Raw genomic sequence first — 20,885 nt, forward strand, 5'->3', positions numbered from 1 at the left:
TGCTAGGACAGCCGCTCGCTTAACCAGTCTTTAAAATGGACTGGCCGGGCAAAGTAGAACCCCTGCAATAAATCAGCGCCATTTTCTTTCAGCAATTTAACCTGAGTTTCAGTTTCTACGCCTTCTGCTACCGAGGAAACCGATAGAGATTTAGTCATATTCAGCATAGCCAGCAGCAGACCCATATGTTTGTCATTCACTTCCGCCAGTTGAACAAACTCTCGGTCTATTTTTAGCTCGCCTATTGGCAGTTGCTGAATGCGCATGAAATTAGAATACCCAGTCCCAAAGTCATCAATAGAAAATACGACGCCGAGCTCGGCAAGCCGCGACATTGTTTGCTCGACTATTTCAGGGTCAGCTAACAGTAAGTTTTCAGTAATTTCAATGGTCAGTTGATTCAGCGGTGCATTTTGTTCGGCAAATATTCTTTGTACCGTCTCGACATAGTCGTCTTGTAAAAACTCAATTGGACTGACATTCACCGCTATACGATCATTAAGCCCTTTATCGCTCAGCTGCCGCACAACGAAAGCGACCTGACTCAACAATTCTTTAGCCATAGGAATAATCAGCTTAAAACGCTCCGCAATTGGAATAAATTGATCTGGAGGAATGATCTCTCCGGCTTCGTTGCGCCAACGCATTAGAGCCTCTGCACCACGAACAACACCGTTGGTATCCACTTTAGACTGCAACCAGCATTCGAACTGCCCTTTACCCAAAGACGCTCGTAAGGCCACTTCGGTTTCGGCATCGGTTACAACCGAGTTGGATATTTCAGCTCGGTGTACCGCAACTTTATCCCGGCCGCTATGTCGTGCATTAGACGTTGCCGTATCGGCCTGTGACAGCAGTCCGGAAGCATTTTCATCACCTCCACTTAAACTGACACCGACACTTGCGGTGAGATAATGCGTCTGGAATGCCGTTTTAAACGGCTCGCGCAGTACGCCGTGCAGCTTATCAATAATAGCCAGACTGGTCTCGGTAGAGTCCTGCATAACCCCCACCCAAAATCTGTCACCAAGATCTCTCGCTATCCAGCCCGAATCGCCAATGGTTTTTCTCATTCGTTGAGCAATTAGCTGAATAACGCGGTCACCTTCCTCGTGGCCGTGAATCGTGTTAACGCGGTTAAAATAATCAATATTAACGGCAGCGACAACAATGGGTAACTGGCTTTCAATACGTTTCTCAACCAAGTCAAGAAAACGGTGACGATTTGGCAACCCCGTTTGCTCATCAAAGTTTGCTAAATATTCGAGCTTACGCGCATTTTCTTTTTGCTCGGTAATATCCCGTATAACACCGACATACTGCGTTTCACCAGAATAAGTTACCTCGGTTACCGCCAAATCAATAGGAAACACTTCTCCGGTTTTACGCTTAGCCTGAACTTCGCGGCCAATACCAATAATGCGGGCGTGGCCTGTTTTTTGATAAGCGCTAATGTAACGGTCATGTTCACGGGCATAGGGCTCAGGCATTAGCACACTGACATTTTTACCTTTCACTTCAGCGGCGCTGTAACCGAACATGCGCTCAGCCGGCACACTAAAGTTAATAATCATGCCGTTATTGTCGATGGTAATAACCGCATCCAGTAAATTGTCCAGTGTGCTGCGCAAGGTGTTGGCTTGCTCTTGTAACTGCTGCAAACGGTACTTTTTAACCGTAATATCTTGAATGGCACCAAACAGTGCCATGTCACCATTTTTCAGCGTTCGGGTAATGCTCGTAATAGCAATCCAGTGAATTCTTCCGTCTCTGTCTTTAAGACAACTTTCTGCAGACCAGCTATGGTGATTTTGAAAGCTTTGCTCGACCAGGTGCTCAATATTTTCACGGTATTCAGGAAGGTGAAACGCCATTGCCTGTTCATAAGTAATAGGTTCATCCTGGGCTACACCATGAATTTCTCGTAACTGAGGGCTCCAATATAAATCTCCGGACGCGGGTTCATACCAAAAGCTGCCAATGTTAGCCATGGTTTCAACACTGGTTAGCAACTCCTTTTCGCGCTGTTCCGGAGATTTATCCACCATAGTTAAATTTATCCCGGGTAAGGTACAAAACCTACCGCTTTATAAACATCTGACAAAGTTTTTGCTGAGGCTTCACGTGCCTTATCAGCGCCTTGTTTCATAACCTGTTGCAAAAATGCCTGATCATTACGCATTGCGTGATACCTCTGCTGTATCGGTTCCAGCATGGCAACCACAGATTCCGCCACATCCACCTTTAGATGCCCGTACATTTTGTCTTCGTACTCAGGTACCAGCTCGTCTATCGACTTACCTGTGGCAGCTGACATAATGCTAAGCAAATTCGAGACGCCCGGCTTTTCTTCCTGATTAAAGTAAATGCGCGCCTGCTCATCAGAGTCGGTAACGGCTTTCTTAATTTTCTTCAGAATCTTCTTCGGCTCTTCCAGCAAGCCGACAAAATTATTTGGATTATCGTCCGACTTTGACATTTTCTTAGTCGGTTCCTGCAGTGACATCACCCGCGCCCCGACTTTTGGAATCATTGGTTCCGGAATCGTAAAAATATCGCCATACAAGTTATTAAAACGTTCAGCAACATTACGCGTCATTTCCAGGTGCTGCTTCTGGTCATCTCCCACCGGCACTTCATTCGCCTGGTACAACAGAATGTCTGCCGCCATTAGCGCCGGATAAGTGAACAAACCCGCATTAATATTACTAGCGTGACGCTGAGACTTATCCTTAAACTGCGTCATGCGGTTTAGCTCGCCCATTTGCGTGTAGCAGTTAAGCACCCAGGCTAATTGAGAATGTTCCGGCACGTGCGACTGAATAAACACCGTACTTTTTGCCGGGTCAAGGCCACAAGCCAGGTACAAAGCCAGTCCATCAAGAGTTGCTTGCTGCAGTTTCTCGGCGTCCTGGCGTACAGTAATGGCGTGCTGATCAACCAGCATAAACTTACAATCGTGAGTGTCCTGCATATTAACCCACTGACGTAATGCGCCAATATAATTACCAATAGACAACTGTCCCGACGGCTGACAACCACTTAACACAATTGGTTTCGACATTACTGTTTCCTCTAAGAACCTGTTACCGCAGCGATTTCATCGCGCATTGTCCGGATGACACTGGCGTAATCATCCGCATTAAAAATAGCTGAACCAGCAACGAACATGTCCGCGCCAGCTTCTGCAATTTCACCAATATTTGAAACCTTAACACCACCATCCACTTCCAGGCGTATGTCGCGGCCACTTGCTTTAATTCGTTTACGCACCGCTCTGAGCTTATCAAGCGTTGACGGAATAAAAGACTGTCCACCAAAACCTGGGTTAACCGACATCAGTAAAATGACATCCACTTTGTCCATAACATGATCAAGGTAATGCAGCGGTGTTGCAGGGTTTAACACTAAACCCGCCTGGCAACCCTGTTCGTGAATAAGCTGTAAAGTCCGGTCAACATGGTCGGATGCTTCCGGGTGGAAAGTAATGATAGAAGCCCCGGCTTCGGCAAAGTCTGGAATAATACGGTCAACAGGCTTAACCATTAAATGCACGTCAATTGGCGCTTCAATTCCGTAATCACGTAACGCTTTGCATACCATAGGACCTATCGTCAGGTTAGGCACGTAGTGGTTATCCATTACGTCAAAATGCACGACATCGGCACCAGCGTTCAATACCGCGTCAACTTCCTCACCTAACCGCGCGAAGTCCGCGGACAGTATCGACGGTGCAATTAGTGGTTTCATTGTTCGTTTTCCTGACCTATTTCAAAATGATGCTTATTGTAGCAGTTAACCCATGACAAAAAAATTCGCAATGATGACTAGAATTTTTACAAAATCGCTGATAAATTAGTCAATCAAGACTTGAGAGGGACTTTCATGCGATTACTAACAATAATAACATCACTAGCATTAGCTGCGTTTACTGCGCTTGCTATCGTGAATCCTTCCTCGCTCGTTGCTCAGCAAAACCCCACTCAGCGCTGCCAGCAGCTTGTCACTGAAATAGAACCCAGTAACACCTCTGTTGAATGTCAGTTAGCTGCCGAGCAAGTGACATGGTTTAGCTGGTTAAAAGGCGACAGCCGGTCCGTACAATTTCACTTCTTCGACTTGATTGAGTTAATCTCGAGTTCAAGCGACAGCAACAAAAAACATTATCAAAACGAATACACTGATTAATGTCTGAATCTACCGAAAATAAAACCTCTAAACCAGGTGTCTTTAGTATGGTTATGAGTGTGTTGGCGGCATTTTTGGGTGTGCAAACAGAAAAAAACCGCCAACGAGACTTCCAGCATGGTAGCCCGAAAGCCTACATCATCATTGGCGTTATTCTTACCATTCTATTCGTGTTTGGTTTAATTGGTCTCGTTAACCTGGTCCTGGCTACCGCGGCCTGATGCCCTACCGTAGCCAGACATTCATGTCAGGTACAATGCCGAAATACCACACAATTGTGATTTCAATATCGCACCTGATGCAATAGCATCAGGCAGCTATGCCGCTATGACGTAACAAAGCTTCGGCATTCGGTTCGCGACCACGAAATTCCTGGAATAAATCTGCGGCTTTACGGCTGCCACCACGTTCCAGAATGACATGTAAAAAGTCGCGCCCGGTTGTAGCGTTAAATATGCCCTCTTCTTCAAAGCGCGCAAACGCATCAGACGACAGCACTTCAGCCCATTTGTAACTGTAATAACCTGCCGCATAGCCGCCAGCAAAGATATGACCAAAGCTATGCTGAAAACGGTTGTACTCCGGTGGAATACGTACCGAAGTTTGCTGACGCACTTCACTCAGAATTTCACTAATACGCGCACCCGTGTTTTCGTCAAACTCGTGGTGAATGCGCATATCAAACAGCGAGAACTCCAATTGACGCATCATTTGCATAGCCGACTGATAATTGCGCGCAGCCAACATTTTTTCCAGAAGCTCCTGTGGCAGCGGTTCACCGGTTTCATAGTGTCCGGATATTAATGCCAGCGCTTCCGGTTCCCAGCACCAGTTTTCCAGGAATTGACTGGGCAGCTCAACAGCGTCCCATTCAACACCGTTAATACCAGACAAACCAGCGGTATCGACCTGAGTTAACATGTGGTGCAAGCCATGACCGAATTCATGGAATAATGTCAGCACTTCATCGTGAGTAAAGAGTGCAGGCTTACCACCCACCGGCTTGCTAAAGTTACAGGTTAAAAAGGCCACCGGGTTTTGCAATTCGCCATCGGCGTGCACTCTGCGGCCGACAAAATCCGCCATCCAGGCGCCTCCTCGCTTGCCTGAACGCGCGTAGAGATCCAGATAGAAGCTGCCACGCAAATGTCCGTCGGCATCGTGAATGCGGAAGAAACGCACATTCTCATGCCAGGTTTTTACGTCTTTTTGCTCGCTAACCGTCATGCCAAACAGGCGCTTAACCACCTCAAACAAACCGTTTAGCACTTGTTGCTCAGGAAAGTAAGGGCGTAATAATTCATCGGAAATAGAGTAGCGCTGCTGCTTTAACTGCTCACTAAAGTAAGGAACATCCCAGGCTTCCATTTTCTCCACGCCTTGCTCTGCCGCAAAGGTTTCAATTTCAGCATACTCGGCTTTCGCCTGTGCTTTAGACTTATTGGCAAGATCCTGCACAAAACCTAATACCTGCTCCGGCGACTCAGCCATTTTCGTCGCCAGTGACATTTCAGCAAAGTCGTTAAAACCTAACAGTTCCGACATTTCATGACGCAAAGCCAAAGTTTCGTTCATAACCTCAGAGTTATCGAACTCCCCGCCATTAGGCCCAGTTTCCGACGCGCGGGTCACAAAAGCCTGGTACATTTCTTTACGCAGCTCCCGGTCTTCGGCGTACAACATGACCGGCAGATAACTTGGAATATCTAAAGTGAACAACCAGCCTTCTTTTTCCTGGTCTGCTGCGGTTTCTTTTGCAGCTTCTTTGATGCTTTCCGGCAAGCCAGCCAGGCGGCTTTCATCGGTAATCAGGCAAGTCCATGCGTGGGTGGCATCCAGCAAGTTGTTGCTGAAGATTGAAGACAAGTCAGACAGCCGCGATGAAATTTCAGCATAACGTTTCTTTTTGTCTTCGGGTAAATCCACACCCGACAAACGAAAATCACGTAAGGTGTCGTTAATGAGTTTTTGCTGAGCTTCGGTCAAACTGTCGAACTCGTCACTTTCACGCAGTGCCTGATAAGCGTCAAACAAGCCTTTGTGCTGTCCTACATAGGTTGCGTAGTCCGACAACAATGGCAGGCAACTGTCATGCGCTTCACGCAGTTCAGGCGTGCTTAATACGGAGTTCAAATGCGATACCGGTGCCCAGACATGCTCAAGCTTTTCATCCGCATCGGTCAAAGGTTCAATCAAACCATTCCAGCTAAAATCACCATGTTCCAGTACTTCATCAATGGTTTTTCGAGCGTGCTGTATGCACTCTTCAACAGCGGGTTGAATATGTTCGGGTTTAATTTGCTCAAAGTCCGGAAGCTGGCTCTGTTCTAATAGCGGGTTATGGCTCATTTTTACCTCAATTTTTCAAAATGCTTACAATGGATATTGGGGCTTTGCGCTAGTCTTCAACCACGCTTATGTGGTTTCCTGCGTTTTTTGCGGTATTATCAGTTCGTTAATAAATCAGAATAAAGGTAAATGTCATGTCTGACACCTCTTTTCGATCTTTACGCTTATTGGCCGGATTAACGGCTATTATTACCTTAAGTGCCTGTAGTACCCTGGGTGGACAATCCACTGCGGACTCCGATAAAGCTGACGTAACAGGTGTTAGCCAGCTGACAGCGGAGAAAATATTCGCCAGTGATACCTTCAATATTGACCGCCCGGCTCCAACTCGCTGGCTGGAAGACGGTTCAGGTTATACGACTTTAGAGCAGTCCAACTCGGCAGATGGTCGCGATATTGTTCGTTATCATCCTGAAACCAACGAACGCACGGTTTTAGTCAGTGCTGAACAGCTTACCCCTAAAGGTAGAAGCAAAGCGCTGGATATTGCCAATTACGTCTGGTCAGACGATGGCGACAAAGTACTCATTTTCACCAATACCAAGCGTTCGTGGCGTACCCATACTCTGGGCGACTACTGGGTGCTGGACCGCAGCAACAACGAATTACGCCAACTGGGTGGTAATGCGCCCGAGTCGACTTTGCAGTTTGCCAAGTTTAATCCGCAAGGCACAAAAGTCGCGTTCGTTATGCAGAACAACATTTATGTACAGGACCTTAGCAGCTTCACTGTCAGCGCGCTGACCAGCGACGGCAGCGACACTATCGTTAACGGCACCTTCGACTGGGTTAACGAAGAAGAGTTTTTCCTGCGCGACGGTTTCCGCTGGAGTCCGGATGGGCAGCACATTGCTTACTGGCAGCTGGACACCGAAGGCACACCAGTATTCACCATGATCAACAACACCGACGAACTCTACCCAACGTTAAAAAAATTCCCTTACCCGAAAGTGGGTGAAACTAACGCTGCTATGCGCATTGGCGTTATGCCGGCCAGTGGCGGTCAGACAAAATGGATGGATATTCCCGGTGACCCTCGCCAGCATTACCTGGTGCGCATGAACTGGGCTGGCAACAGCGAAAAACTGTTAATTCAGCAACTGACCCGCAAACAGCACATTAATCGCGCTTTTATCAGCGATATTGAAACCGGTCGCAGTCAGGAGCTGTTACGCGAGAGCACCGACTCGTGGGCCGAATATGTGGACGACATTCACTTTTTAAATGATGGTCGCGAATTTACCTGGTTAAGCGAACGCAGCGGTTATCGCCATATTTATCGCGTGCATCGTGATACTGGCAGAACCACAGCGATTACCCGCGGTAACTGGGACGTGGTTGAAGTGCTGCGGGTAAACGAAGAAAACGGCTGGGTCTATTTTATTGCTTCACCGGAAACACCTCTGGAGCGTTATCTGTTCCGCGCCAGCTTAGACGGCAGCGGCCGCTTAGAACGTCTGACCCCGGACATGGACGGCACCCACAGTTACAGCATTTCGCAAGACGCCAAATACGCTGAACATACCTTTAGTTCGGTTAACCAGGTTCCGGTTACTAATATGATTTCACTGCCGGATCATGAAGTTATTCGTACGGTGGTTGACAATAACGAGGTACAGCAAGCGGTTGATCAGGTGCAGAAACAACCGGTTGAGTTTTTCCGGGTGGAAGCTCGTGACGGGTTAGAGCTGGACGGCTACATTATGAAGCCGACTGACTTCGACCCCAGCAAAAAATACCCCATTTTGTTCTACGTTTACGGCGAACCCTGGGGGCAGACAGTGGCCAACCGCTGGGGCGGCTCATTGTATTTATGGCACACCATGCTGACACAGCAGGGCTATATTGTTGCGTCTATTGATAACCGCGGCACCAAATCACCACGCGGCTTTGACTGGCGCCGTTCTATTTACAAGAACCTGGGCGTTGTTACCGTACGCGACCAATACGATGCGCTGCAACAAATGCTGGAACGCTGGGACTTCATTGATGAAAGCCGCGTAGGCATTTGGGGACACAGCGGCGGCGGTTCACAAACCCTGAATGCGTTATTCCGTTACCCTGACAGCTACCACATGGGTATGGCGCTGGCACCAGTACCTGATTTAACGCTGTACGACACCATTTATCAGGAACGTTACTCCGGCTTACTGCCTGAGTCAGCCGAGCGTTATAAAGAAACCTCAGCCATTACTCACGCTGAAAACCTCGAAGGCGACCTACTGTTAGTACACGGTACAGGCGACGACAACGTTCACTTTCAGGGCAGCGAGCGCCTGGTCAATGAGCTCATTAAACACGGTAAACAGTTTGAGTTTTTCGCTTACCCGAACCGCTCTCATGGTATTTACGAAGGTGAAGGTACAACCCTTCATTTACGCACCATGATGACCGAGTTTGTGAAAGAGAACTTACCAGCCGGCGAACGCTCGTCATCTGAGTAATGAACTGATCTTTCGATTACCGCTATCGGTATAAAAAACATGACAACCCCGCGTCTTTATTTGCAAGATGCGGGGTTTTTATTCAAGATATCCGCAGTTTTGGAATTAAGCACAGGAGTTAAGCAGTATGAGCAGACATTATGACTATCTTGCGATAGGTGCCGGCAGTGGCGGCATAGCCTCAGCCAACCGCGCAGCCATTCGTGGCGCGAAAGCCGCCGTTATTGAAGCGAAACACGTTGGCGGCACCTGCGTAAACGTGGGCTGTGTTCCCAAGAAAGTCATGTGGTACGGCGCTCATATTGCTGAAGCCATAAAATACTCGCCGTCATACGGCTTTGAGCTTGAACAGAAAGGTTTTGACTGGGCGACTATGGTTAAAAACCGCGAAGCCTATATTGAACGCATTCACGGTGGTTACCATCGCGGCTTTCAAGGTAATGGCGTTGAGTTTATAGAAGGCTTTGCGAAATTCGTTGACCACAAAACAGTAGAGGTTAACGGAGAAAAGATTACCGCTGACCATATTACCATTGCCACCGGCGGGCGCCCCATGATCCCTGAAATTCCGGGCGCAGAGCATGGTATAGACTCTGACGGCTTCTTTGCCCTGACGGAACAGCCTAAAAAAGCAGCCGTTATTGGAGCCGGTTATATTGCCGTTGAAATTGCCGGCGTGTTTCATGCCTTAGGCACTGACACTCACTTAATGGTACGTCGTGACCGCCCATTACGCACCTTTGATAAAGATATTACCGATGGTTTGCTGGAGCGCATGAAGCAGGACGGCCCTGAACTTCATACAGAAACCACCGTTCGTGAAGTGGTTAAGCAAGACGACGGTACGTTAACGCTGCACTTTGAAGGTGGTCAGACAATGGACGGCTTCGACTGCTTAGTCTGGGCTATAGGCCGCGTGCCATCCACCGATAAAATTAACCTGGAATGCACCGGTGTAGAACTGGATAGCGAAGGCTTTATTAACGTCGATAAATTCCAGAATACCAACGTACAAGGTATTTACGCTGTAGGCGATAATACTGGTGCCGCAGCACTTACACCGGTTGCTATAAAAGCAGGACGCTTACTGGCGGAGCGCTTGTTTAACAACATGCCAAACGCACATATGGACTTTGAAAACATTCCGACCGTTGTGTTCAGCCACCCGACCATTGGTACCGTTGGTCTGAGCGAGGAAGACGCTAAGCTCAAATTCGGCGAAGACAACATTACCGTGTATAAGTCATCGTTCGCAGCCATGTACAATGCCATTACCCCGCACCGCGCCCTTAGCTACTTTAAGCTGGTATGCCATGGTAAAGAAGAGAAAGTGGTAGGCATTCACGGTATTGGTGAAGGCATGGACGAGATATTACAAGGCTTTGCCGTTGCTTTGAAGATGGGGGCAACTAAGGCCGATTTAGATTCTACGGTTGCGCTGCATCCGACCAGTGCCGAGGAGTTTGTTACTCTGAAATAAGAAGGGTACAGGAAGCCCCGCAAATTCTCTCGCGGGGCTTATTGTCAACAGTATAAACATGTCAAGCTTTAGCGCCAGAGGCATATTCCCAAGGATCCCGAACGTTTTCGTCAGACTCCGCCGGCGGAATATAAGATGACACCACTTTTTCCAAGTCTTCCAGGTATTCCCATTTGGTTTTCGGCACGTAGGAACGTCCGCTTCTCCGGTCCTCACCCTCGCGGGCTTCATAAACAGCCTGCAAAGCATCTTTACTACTTAAAACGGACTGCAGTTTATTCATCGCCTGTGGCTCTGCTTTCATTTCTATAAGTTCATTGGTGCTGCTCGTTTGTATACCTAATAGATTATCGAGGCCGATGACCGCAGCTTCCAGGTAGCCGATCTGTTCCTTTCTATTTAGGTCGTTAAGTTGGTCACCCATTTCTACGAGCTGTTCGTCACTGAAATTATAGGTCGTCAGCAACTCCCCCATATTCTCAAGCATTTTTTTCGTTGTCTCGAATAGGTTATCGCCAAACCCTTTGCTGATACTCACCACATGTTCCGAATCACCAAAAGCGCTCATTTCAAAGAAAGGGTTTGTTTTAAGTGCTACTTTACCAATAAAAGACAATATGCTCGTTCTGGCCTCATCACTTTTATCCAGAAGACCGTCAAGCAGTTGCTCACCTTCAATCCGGCTCATTCCAAGTACATTTAACAAGCTACTTTGCTGTTCCCGGCTGTATTGATCGAGCTTGTTAACAAAATCAGCGGGCGATTTGGTATCTATTACGGTCGAAACAAAGTTCTGCAGGTCGTTCGCGCTCGATTTAACGTCGAAATATCCTCCTAAAGATTCATAGGTATCATTGTTCTCACGCTCAGCTTTGTGAATACTGATTTTTTCATCATATTCAGCCGCCTTTTCAATCAGTTGATCCCGGGCAATTCGCTGAGTGTCTGATAGCACTTCAATAAATTGTTCTACTTTTTCTTCGTATGTTCTGGAGGGATTAAATTCATTAACATGGGTAAAAAGCATGTTTGCAGAAGCCGACAACCCATAAAATATATCGGTTAACTGCGAAAGTTGCTCTTTGTCCAGGGTTTCAACCATAGACAAGAAATCATCATTCGATGTAATACCTAGCCTACCCAGCCGGATAAAATCTTCCTCAGACATTTTTGAGTACAAATCTTTTAGTTTTTCTATTTTCTCCGCCGAGAATTCTGATTGTATTGGCTCTTCCAGCCATTTATTAAAATTAAAATAGAGTTTATCTAGCTCACTAAGGAAGACGCCCTGGGTATTTTCAGGCTGGGTATCCAAAGGCTCCGCCACATGGCTCTGTAGCACCGTTATCGGCTGCTTAGAGGGTACCGGCTTGGTTAAGGCTGAATAGTGATTTGTTATTGATATTTTCACCTTTAGTCTCTTTCTAGTATGAGATACTTACTATAACCATCGGCAGTAACGAGCAAATATTGAGCAAAAATTTGAGGATTTCTTCCTTGCGCCCCCGGCACTTTGCGGTAATCTTTAAAAAAGATAACAAACGAACTTAGATAACTTTGAAGGCAGCCAGTATTCCATGAGCAATATTCTTAACAATGCTGAACAAGGTTGTGACTCGCACGAACAACCGTCATCTGCAATAGAAGTTATTATTGAACCTCGCGACAGCGACTTAGGCGGCTTTTATGTCCGCCGCGCATTACCCACTCGCCAAAAGCGTATGGTCGGACCGTGGATTTTCTTTGATGAAATGGGCCCAGCCGACTTCCCACAGGGAGAAGGTGTCAATGTCGCACCACACCCGCATATTGGGTTATCCACTGTCACTTACTTATTCGATGGCGAAATGCTGCACCGGGACTCCATTGGCAGTTATCAGATAATTATGCCCGGCGATATCAACCTGATGGTCGCAGGCAAAGGCGTTACGCACTCAGAAAGAGAGCGCCCGGAAATTACCGCCCGTGAACACAGACTTCATGGCTTGCAACTCTGGTTAGCTTTGCCTGAACAGTACGAACAGACAGAGCCGGCCTTTTATCATATTCCGTCAACCGATATTCCGTCGGCTAAGGTGAATGGGGTTTCGGTTCGCGTCATGATAGGTGAAGCTTATGGCGTAAAGTCACCTGTACCTACCTTGTCTGAAATTTTGTACCTAGAAGCCAAGTTGGATTCTGGCCAAGAACTGACGTTACCGACAACAGAAGAGTTGGCTGTTTATATCGTTTCTGGGCGCTTAAGCTCAGAAGGTAAAGAACTAGCGGCAAGAACATTGGTTGTATTAAAAACTGAAGAGCAACCCGTTATTACAGCTCAGGAACCATCACATATTGTCATTATTGGCGGTAATGCATTGGGCAACCGATTTATTAACTGGAATTTTGTGTCCTCTAATAAAGAACTAATAGAGCAGGCAAGAAAAGATTGGCAGAATCAACGCTTTGATAAAGTTGTTGGCGATGAAGATGAGTTTATTCCTTTGCCTTAGTGGTTCCAGCCAACCGCTATAATAGCCATTCCGGTTAAAGTGAAAGCAGCACCTACGGCATCGTAAGTCGACAATGAAGCTCCTTCAACAGCCTTTAACCACAGCAGTGCAGTTACCACGTAAACGCCCCCATAAGCCGCATAGACCCTGCCACTTTCAGCCGGATGCAATGTAAGCAGCCAGGCAAATACTGCCAAACTGATAGCTGCAGGAATCAATAACCAGGCACTTCCATCTTTTTTCAACCACAGGTAAGGTAAATAGCATCCGATAATTTCGGCAATTGCTGTAATAAAGAAAAGCCCTAGCGTTTTGGCTATCAACAAAACAGACATGTTCAGCACCTTTATTTAGCAGGAGAAGACATTATGCAGTCTACTACAAGCAGTTTCACTATGCGGGCATTACTCGTTACCGGCTTTCTTTCAATAACCATTGCCTCTCCGTTTTCCGTAGCCAAAGATACAAATACAGAGAGTGAAACTTGCTCTTATAACGAAGTTGAAATGTTAAAGCTATCTCCCAGGGAGTTTGACCAAAACCTGGAAAAAGGCTGGCGAGAAGTAGCTAAAGCGGAAGCCTGTCGTGAAGCGGCAGCCGACCTTATCCATACCTATTACACAAAGAACGAGATTTCCAAAGGGGCTATGAGAACCTTTGTCTGGCATGAGGGTCATGCTTAGAGCCGAAGTCGGTCAGTATCAACGCGCTATTAGCTTAATGAAGCAAGCGCGCAAGTCGCCCGAAAAAGACATGTCTGGCTGGAACTATTACGTTGACGCCACTATCGCCTTTTTACAGTCAGATAGAGAAAAGCTAAAAAATCAAAGGGAAAAACTGGCTGCAGTTCCTAAGCCCGAAGGTTTTAATCCGACAGATGCAGACGGAAACCCTATTGAAATACAATGGCCGCCAAACTTGAATATTGTTGATAAGTTCATTCGTTGTTTCGACCAGCCTTATTCTGAAGTCTACACTGAATGTACTGCAGAAAAATAACCTCTGCTCGTTATCGGATCTAATAGTGAATGATCATGAACTCGCAATTTTCTGGTAATACTTTATTGTCGCTGTTCGTAACGACTATTTTGTCTGCGGTTTTCATTCCCGCATAGGTTTCTACAGACACTCTAGAAAGCCTCAGTGTTACGGGGTCTTCCAGACTCTCGAAGTTAGCATGAATAGTGTCAGGTAATATGGACTGATAGCTTCCTTTGTACGAGGTTATTTCTTCTTTTTCTACGTCAATATGTACCCGTTTATTATTCTTAAATTCAAGAATCATACGCTGGTTATTACAGGTTTGGTGGTTACCGCGAAGAACCGGTGGAAGCCTTAATTCAGGAGCATTACCTCGCACGTATAACCCAACATTACGCCCTTTATAATAATGTTTCTGCTGATAAAACTTTTGATAAGCTACAGGCTCAAGGTTTTGTTGCCTAATAACCTGTTCAAGTTTAGCGAAAAACTCAGGGTTTTCATTGGCGGGGTTTGTTGCTACAACCACATCTGGGAATTCTTCCGGAACCATCACGCCCGAAGTTGCTTTAACTTTAAACCCATTTTCAGACAATGCAGAAATTAATTCCTGACGCTCTTTCTGTGGCAGCCGTTCTGTTGTAAGAAATACCGTGGGTGAACTGCAGCTAACTAATAAAAAAAGCACCGCTATTATAATAATTGCTTTCATTTTGACATCCCTGTACCAAAAGTATGCTTTAACTCTCACAATCTGTTACAAATTAGTCAACAAATAATTAAAGAGCACCCTCAACAAGCAGGGTAGTCCTCGTTACTATATTGAGGTCATTTTTTAAGGGATATTTTTATGAAGAAGTTATTACTCGCAAGCTCTATTAGCTTCGCTCTTTTAGCCGCAGGCTGCAGTCAGCCCGTTACCGAAACCGGCACCACTCAAAATGCCGTGGCGGGCGAAGTCATTAAAAGCCCGAACGACCAGCGCGAATATCGCGTAGTGACTTTGGATAATAATATTGAAATTATGTTGGTTTCTGATCCGAATACAGATAAGTCGGCTGCCGCTTTAAGTGTTAGCGTTGGTTTATTGCAGGATCCCGAAGCTCAGCAAGGACTGGCGCATTATCTTGAGCACATGTTGTTTCTGGGAACCGAAAAGTATCCCGATACCAACGAATACAGCGAATTTATGAGTAATAACGGTGGTAGTCAAAATGCCTCTACCTGGCTGGATGTCACCAACTACATGTTTAAAATTAATAACAACGCCTATGATGAGGCTTTAGATCGCTTCTCTGATTTTTTCAAAGCACCAAAACTGTACCCTGAGTACGCAGACAAAGAGCGCAACGCAGTGAACGCCGAATGGTCAATGCGCCGTGAAATGGACTTTTTCGGCCAGTTTAAATTAGGCCGCTTATTATTGGGAGAGCACCCTTCCAACCGTTTCCTTATTGGCAACCTCGACAGCCTGAGTGACAAAGAGAACAGCGAGCTGCATAAAGAAACCGTCGATTTCTACAACCGTTTCTATTCTGCCAACATTATGAAAGTTGCCATGATAAGCAACCGTTCGTTAAAAGAGATGGAAACCTTAGCTCGTAAACACTTTGCCAGCATTGAAGACGACGGTATTGATGAGCCCGAGGTCACAGCTCAAATTAACTTCGACGATGTAGGCAAGAAGCGCATCCACTATGTACCGAATGAAGACGTTAAGCAGCTAAAACTGGAGTTCATTATCAATGACAACCAGGAACAGTTTGCCGTTAAACCCAACCGCTATGTCAGTTACTTGCTCGGCTCAGAAATGCCTGGAACGCCAGCACAACAACTCAAAGATGCTGGCCTTATTGCTAGCTTAAATGCATCGGCACAACCCACTTTTTACGGGAACTACGGTGTTCTGGCCATTGATGTTGAGCTCACTAATGCCGGCATGCAACAGCGTGAAGAGATTGTCGCGCTTATTATGCAGTACATCGATAAAGTTCGCGCCGAGGGCGTTGATGAAAGTTACTTTAAAGAAATAAAAACCAGCCTGAATAATCGTTTTCGCTTCTTAGAAAAAAGCGATGAGTTCAGCTACGTTTCTTCTCTGGCTGAAACAATGCAGAACTTCCCTGCCGAATATGCCATCAGCGCCCCCTATGAATACCGTGAGTTTGATCCTGAAGCCATCCGCTCGGTACTGTCACAACTAACACCGGAAAGACTGCGCGTTTGGTATATTAGTCAGGACGAACCGCACGACAGCGAGCTCGATTTCTATGAAGGCAAATACAAGGTTGTTGACATACCGCAAGAAGAAATCGCGAGCTGGGATAACGAACCGAAAATGTCCATTAACCTGCCGAAAGTGAATACCTTGTTGCCAGAGAGTTTTGCCATTAAGCAGAACGACGCTTTTGATAAACCCAAAGTGGTTATCGAAGAGGAAGGCATTCAGGTCTGGCAATATCCAAGTCAGTTATACAGCGACCAGCCGCGCGGTGTGTTTTATATTCAAATAAACAACGACGCACCTATTAAAAGTATAAAAGCGGACGTTTTAACTGCTTTATGGCGCGATTTATACAATATGAATGTTAGCGCTCTGGACACCGAGGCGAATATTGCGGGTATGAACCTGAACCTTAGTGATGGCACCGGCCTGTCACTAACGGTGTCCGGCTTTACCGATAAGCAGCCTCAGTTGCTTGAACGAGCTATCGATAATTTGAGCTTCAACGTAGAAGAGCAGGCCTTTAAACAGGCCGTTGATCGCTATATCAGAGAACTGCAGAACAAAGGTCAGCAATTTCCTATTTATCAAAGTTTTGACGCCTACGGACAGTTGATTCGTGAAGGTGGTTTTAATCAAACGGACTTAATTGAAACAGCGCAAAGCCTGACTCCGGCTGACTTGTCTAACTTTATCGACACCTTAATGGGTAATAACGCCATTCGCGTGTTTGCTTTTGGTAATTACGATAAGGCTAACCTGGAAGAATCCGTTGATCGTATTCAGGCCAGCTTACCCGAAGACCGGAAGGTCACTGACTTTAAAGTGGCTCAATTCTGGAAGCCTGAAACTGGCAAGTCCATTGTATTACGTCGTGATCTGGATGTAGCTGACGTGGCAATAGTTGATGCACACATTCATCCTCAACCAGGTTTTGCCACGCTAGCGGCAGGAACGGTTCTGCAAAGCCATTTCCGCACCGTAGCCTTTGATACCCTGCGTACGGAAGAGCAACTGGCCTATGCGGTGGGTTCTTTCGCACCGAATCTTGATAATTACGCAGGTTTTGGCCTGTACATTCAAACCCCGGTTAAGAACGTTGCCGATATGCAGGAGCGTTTTGATAGTTTCAAAGAAGAGTACTGGGAAGACTTACAGGAAATGACGCCGGAAGAGTTCAACCAAATCAAACAAAGCACCTTGATTACACTGAACGAACAGCCGAAGAACTTGATGGAAGAAGTTTCTCCATTCCTGGCTGATTTGAGCTTGCAGCGCTTTGAATTCGACAGCAAAGAGCAGTTAATTGATGCCGTTGAAAACGTAAGCCTTGAAGACGCCAAAACGTTTTACCAGCAAACCATGTTAAACCCCGATGCGGCGCGTATTTCGGTTCAGCTGCGAGGTACCAAGTTTGCTGAACAACCCTACGCTGAATTGCCAAACCAGAAAATCATTTCCGATTTGGCAGAGTTTCATCAGGAGATGGAAAAGCAGTAATAACGCCTGGTATTGAGCAATCTCATTATTGAGGTTGCTCTTTCGCGTAAGCATCTAAATAATCTTCCTGCTTCAAAATCTTATGCAACGGGTCTAATACATAATGTGCATCGGTTGTAGGTAACTCAACTTGAACAGGAGTCTTTCCCACAACAACTGTCGATATCGTGTCACCAACTTGCACTTCTACAGGTAATTCAAAGGCTGCTTCGTTAAAGGTCTTCCAATGCAAGCTTAACTGACTCCCTTTTTGCTCACCAACCAACTCTGGTAACTTCGCTGTATAAAGGTAGTGTTCAAAAAACCATGTAAAGTCCTCGCCTGTTTGCTCATTAACAGCATCAATGAAGTCTTGAGAGTCCGCAAAATGCGGTTCAAAGTTTCCAGGTTTCGGGTCAGTAGTTTGGTAAACCAGTTTTCTCGTTGCCGCAAAGAAATCATCGTCGCCAATCAAGTTCCTCAAAGTATGCAGTATCCATGCGCCTTTTTGGTAGATATCGCTACCCGGCCCTCGGTCAGCTTTATAAACGTCATCTTCTGACATTGGTTTATTCGATACAACCGGATGCTCGTTTCGTATACCTATACGTGAGTCATACATCATGCTGTGGTAGGCAAAGTCCCCATGCAAATATTGCCCATATAATGGCTGCATGTAAGCGCCAAAACCTTCATGCAGCCACATGTGGTCCCAGTCGGTATTAGTGACTTGATTTCCGAACCACTCGTGAGCCAGCTCATGATGAAGTAACCAGTCGAAATTGTATTTTCCGGCTTTGTATTCTTGCCCATACGCATTAATGGTTTGATGCTCCATACCCAAATGCGGCGTTTCCACAACGCCCATTTTTTCAGCGTAGAATGGGTAGGGGCCAATGACATCTTCGTAAAAGTCTAACTGCTCAGAGAACTCATTGAATAACTTTTCCGCTTCAGCTTTTTTACCTTCTAAATAGTAAAAAACCAACGGGTACTCATGTCCATAACGGCTTTGGTATGTATCCTTAAGAACCTCATAAGGACCCACATTTAATGCAATACCATAGTTATTCTGTGGCTGCTCACTACGCCAGTGGTACTGTGACCAGTCATCACCCTCACTGCTTTCAATTAACTTTCCGTTACTGGCTGCAACCAGACCTTTCGGCACCCGGATAACAATATCGGTTTGCTTAGCCTCGAACGTCGGGTGGTCAATACAGGGCCAGATCAAATCACAACCCTCTCCCTGTACGGCTGTGGCTATCCAGGCCTTACCATTTTCAGTTTCGTCCCACACATAGCCACCGTCCCAGGGAGGGTTTATTGCGACGTGAGGTTGTCCTTTGTATTCAATAACGACTTTTACCTCTTCGTCTGCAGCTATTGGTTGCTCAAGGCTAAAGCGAATTTCACCGAGTTCATGAGTGTAGTCTTTTGTTTCACGACCATTAATGAAGAGTGTTGATATTTGATAGTTATTGTCAAAATCGATAAGGAAGTCGGACTGTTTCTCAGTAACAGAAAGTACCAGTTCAGTTTTGCCTTTAACTTCACGTTTTTCCGGATTTATATCGAAAAACAAATGCGCTTTTTCAAGGTTAATGTGCTGATGCTCTGGTTTTAGTGCGCCCCCAGTTTCCAAGGTTTCAGTCAGGGTTTCCTTAGGTTCAACGCCGGCGCATCCGCCGACAATTAATGGGACAAAGGCAGTCGCCAAAAGTGCTTTTTTCATATTTTTATCTCCCCAGTTGTTTATTAACTGAGCATGCCTTTATTATTAAAAACACTAAAGCACTTTTGCGACCAATGGTTTGTTTCAAACGTTTGTCTGAATTTAAAGGAAAAAACGAGCTTAATTAAATCAAACCACACCTTGTTCCAGCATGGCGTCGGCGACCTTACGGAACCCGGCAATATTTGCGCCAAGAACTAAGTTTGACGGGTGTCCGAAATCTTCGGCAGTGCGCTTCGCATCCTGGTATATATTGCTCATAATGTCTTTGAGTTTTTCGTCCACTTCCTCAAAATCCCAGCGCAACATACTGGCATTCTGAGCCATCTCTAACTGGCTAGTGGCGACACCGCCAGCGTTTGATGCTTTGCCCGGACCGTAGCCCACACCACTTTCAATGAACAGATCGACTGCAGCCTGGGTGGTAGGCATATTGGCTCCTTCCACTATGTACTTGCACCCATTTTCCAGAAGTGCCTGGGCATCTTTTTCGGTCAATTCATTTTGAGTCGCACAGGGGAAAGCTATATCGGCTTCGTAGCGCCAAACGCAGTGACCTTCTTCAGGGTAATCGTCCTTAGACGTGTATTCCGCATCCTCATGAGTTTCAAGGTACTCTTTAAGCCGCCCTCCCTGCTCTTCTTTTATGCGCTTAACCAAGTCCAGATCAATACCGCTATCATGGTAAATGGTCCCGCTGGAGTCACTGCAACTTATCGGTTTAGCTCCCAATTCATACAGCTTTTCCATAGCATGAATAGCAACATTACCTGATCCTGAAATCAAGCAACGCTTTCCGTCCAGCGAGTCATCCTGGTCATCCATCATGCATTGCGCGAAATAGACAACACCGTACCCTGTCGCCTCTTTTCTAACTTGAGAGCCGCCCCATAATTCACTTTTTCCGGTTAAGACACCATCAAAACGATTGGCCAGGCGTTTATATTGACCAAAGAGGTAGCCAATCTCCCTTGAGCCCACACCGATGTCTCCCGCAGGAACATCGGTATGAGGACCAATGTGGCGATACAGTTCACTCATAAACGACTGGCAAAAACGCATAATCTCCGCGTCCGACTTGCCTTTAGGATCGAAGTTGGCGCCACCTTTGCCGCCGCCAATGGGTAAGCCGGTCAGCGCATTCTTAAATATTTGCTCGAAACCAAGAAACTTAACAATACCGGCATTAACACTTGGGTGAAAACGCAGCCCGCCTTTATAAGGCCCCAAAGCGGAGTTAAACTCTATTCTGTAGCCTTTATTCACCTGAATTTTACCATCGTCGTCCATCCAGGGGACACGAAACATGATTTGTCGCTCAGGCTCAAGTAGCCGCTCAATAATAGAGTGTTCCCGATATTTAGGACGCTCTTCCAATAAGGGCTCTATCGACTCAAGTACATCCTCTACCGCCTGATAAAACTCGACTTGCGCCGGACTGGTTTGCTTTAGCTTTTCGATGGTTTCTTTTATGTAGCTCATTGAGGTATCCGTTATTGTTAAAGGCGCATGC

Annotated in this window: 17 protein-coding genes; 8 read left to right on the forward strand and 9 right to left on the reverse strand. The window is 46.2% G+C overall.

Translation table 11 applies throughout. The features are described from left to right. Nucleotides 1–2: 2 nt before the first annotated feature. Genes IL_RS11935 through rpe form a run of 3 tightly spaced genes read right to left on the reverse strand, consistent with a single transcriptional unit; the run spans nucleotide 3 to nucleotide 3,750 of the window. Nucleotides 3–2,048 carry a bifunctional diguanylate cyclase/phosphodiesterase gene (locus IL_RS11935; protein WP_011235548.1) on the reverse strand — a complete coding sequence of 682 codons (2,046 nt, stop codon included), beginning with the start codon at nucleotides 2,046–2,048 and terminating at the stop codon, nucleotides 3–5. An 8-nt stretch (nucleotides 2,049–2,056) separates the two neighbouring features. Beyond that, entirely contained in the window at nucleotides 2,057–3,064 is a 1,008-nt protein-coding gene (gene trpS, locus IL_RS11940) for a tryptophan--tRNA ligase (RefSeq protein ID WP_011235549.1), read from the reverse strand. Between the two features lie 11 nt (nucleotides 3,065–3,075). Further along, nucleotides 3,076–3,750 carry a ribulose-phosphate 3-epimerase gene (gene rpe, locus IL_RS11945; protein ID WP_011235550.1) on the reverse strand — a complete coding sequence of 225 codons (675 nt, stop codon included), beginning with the start codon at nucleotides 3,748–3,750 and terminating at the stop codon, nucleotides 3,076–3,078. Between the two features lie 135 nt (nucleotides 3,751–3,885). On the opposite strand from rpe, the gene IL_RS11950 reads away from it, so the two are divergent. Next, nucleotides 3,886–4,188, forward strand: coding sequence for a hypothetical protein (locus IL_RS11950; protein WP_011235551.1), 303 nt, complete (start codon nucleotides 3,886–3,888; stop codon nucleotides 4,186–4,188). Beyond that, nucleotides 4,188–4,409 carry a DUF2970 domain-containing protein gene (locus IL_RS11955; protein ID WP_011235552.1) on the forward strand — a complete coding sequence of 74 codons (222 nt, stop codon included), beginning with the start codon at nucleotides 4,188–4,190 and terminating at the stop codon, nucleotides 4,407–4,409. Before IL_RS11950 ends, IL_RS11955 begins: the two co-directional genes overlap by 1 nt. An 88-nt stretch (nucleotides 4,410–4,497) precedes the next feature. Here IL_RS11955 and prlC read toward each other — a convergent pair whose 3' ends face one another. Next, nucleotides 4,498–6,537, reverse strand: a complete 2,040-nt coding sequence (prlC, locus tag IL_RS11960; RefSeq protein WP_011235553.1) for an oligopeptidase A — start codon at nucleotides 6,535–6,537, stop codon at nucleotides 4,498–4,500. 134 nt (nucleotides 6,538–6,671) lie between these two features. Between prlC and IL_RS11965 the strand changes: the two genes are divergently transcribed. Then, nucleotides 6,672–8,981, forward strand: a complete 2,310-nt coding sequence (locus IL_RS11965; protein WP_011235554.1) for a S9 family peptidase — start codon at nucleotides 6,672–6,674, stop codon at nucleotides 8,979–8,981. Between the two features lie 127 nt (nucleotides 8,982–9,108). Then, nucleotides 9,109–10,461 (forward strand): glutathione-disulfide reductase, encoded by a 1,353-nt coding sequence (gene gorA / locus IL_RS11970; protein WP_011235555.1) that lies wholly within the window; start codon nucleotides 9,109–9,111, stop codon nucleotides 10,459–10,461. A gap of 61 nt (nucleotides 10,462–10,522) precedes the next feature. Here gorA and IL_RS11975 read toward each other — a convergent pair whose 3' ends face one another. Next, nucleotides 10,523–11,872: a hypothetical protein gene (locus IL_RS11975; RefSeq protein WP_011235556.1), complete on the reverse strand. Its 1,350-nt coding sequence runs from the start codon at nucleotides 11,870–11,872 to the stop codon at nucleotides 10,523–10,525. A gap of 166 nt (nucleotides 11,873–12,038) precedes the next feature. Between IL_RS11975 and IL_RS11980 the strand changes: the two genes are divergently transcribed. Next, nucleotides 12,039–12,953 (forward strand): pirin family protein, encoded by a 915-nt coding sequence (locus tag IL_RS11980; RefSeq protein ID WP_011235557.1) that lies wholly within the window; start codon nucleotides 12,039–12,041, stop codon nucleotides 12,951–12,953. Here IL_RS11980 and IL_RS11985 read toward each other — a convergent pair. Then, on the reverse strand, nucleotides 12,950–13,288 hold the full coding sequence (locus IL_RS11985; RefSeq protein ID WP_011235558.1) for a YnfA family protein: 339 nt from the start codon (nucleotides 13,286–13,288) through the stop codon (nucleotides 12,950–12,952). The two genes, IL_RS11980 and IL_RS11985, sit on opposite strands and share 4 nt — an antisense overlap. Nucleotides 13,289–13,321: 33 nt before the next feature. On the opposite strand from IL_RS11985, the gene IL_RS13570 reads away from it, so the two are divergent. Together IL_RS13570 and IL_RS11990 are read left to right on the forward strand one after the other, a co-directional pair. Then, nucleotides 13,322–13,636, forward strand: coding sequence for a hypothetical protein (locus IL_RS13570; RefSeq protein WP_011235559.1), 315 nt, complete (start codon nucleotides 13,322–13,324; stop codon nucleotides 13,634–13,636). Continuing rightward, the gene (locus IL_RS11990) at nucleotides 13,629–13,952 is read left to right on the forward strand and encodes a hypothetical protein (protein WP_011235560.1); all 324 of its coding nucleotides are present in this window, start codon (nucleotides 13,629–13,631) and stop codon (nucleotides 13,950–13,952) included. Before IL_RS13570 ends, IL_RS11990 begins: the two co-directional genes overlap by 8 nt. 19 nt (nucleotides 13,953–13,971) lie before the next feature. Here IL_RS11990 and IL_RS11995 read toward each other — a convergent pair whose 3' ends face one another. Further along, entirely contained in the window at nucleotides 13,972–14,646 is a 675-nt protein-coding gene (locus IL_RS11995) for a hypothetical protein (protein WP_011235561.1), read from the reverse strand. Between the two features lie 138 nt (nucleotides 14,647–14,784). Between IL_RS11995 and IL_RS12000 the strand changes: the two genes are divergently transcribed. Further along, entirely contained in the window at nucleotides 14,785–17,658 is a 2,874-nt protein-coding gene (locus IL_RS12000) for an insulinase family protein (protein WP_011235562.1), read from the forward strand. A 25-nt stretch (nucleotides 17,659–17,683) separates the two neighbouring features. Here the strand turns inward: IL_RS12000 and IL_RS12005 are convergent, their stop codons facing one another. Both IL_RS12005 and gdhA read right to left on the reverse strand, forming a co-directional pair. Then, nucleotides 17,684–19,372, reverse strand: coding sequence for a M1 family metallopeptidase (locus IL_RS12005; protein WP_011235563.1), 1,689 nt, complete (start codon nucleotides 19,370–19,372; stop codon nucleotides 17,684–17,686). Nucleotides 19,373–19,501: 129 nt separating this feature from the next. Beyond that, nucleotides 19,502–20,854: an NADP-specific glutamate dehydrogenase gene (gdhA, locus tag IL_RS12010; protein ID WP_011235564.1), complete on the reverse strand. Its 1,353-nt coding sequence runs from the start codon at nucleotides 20,852–20,854 to the stop codon at nucleotides 19,502–19,504. Nucleotides 20,855–20,885: the final 31 nt, after the last annotated feature.

The organism is Idiomarina loihiensis L2TR (assembly GCF_000008465.1).
Taxonomy (GTDB): Bacteria; Pseudomonadota; Gammaproteobacteria; order Enterobacterales; family Alteromonadaceae; genus Idiomarina; species Idiomarina loihiensis.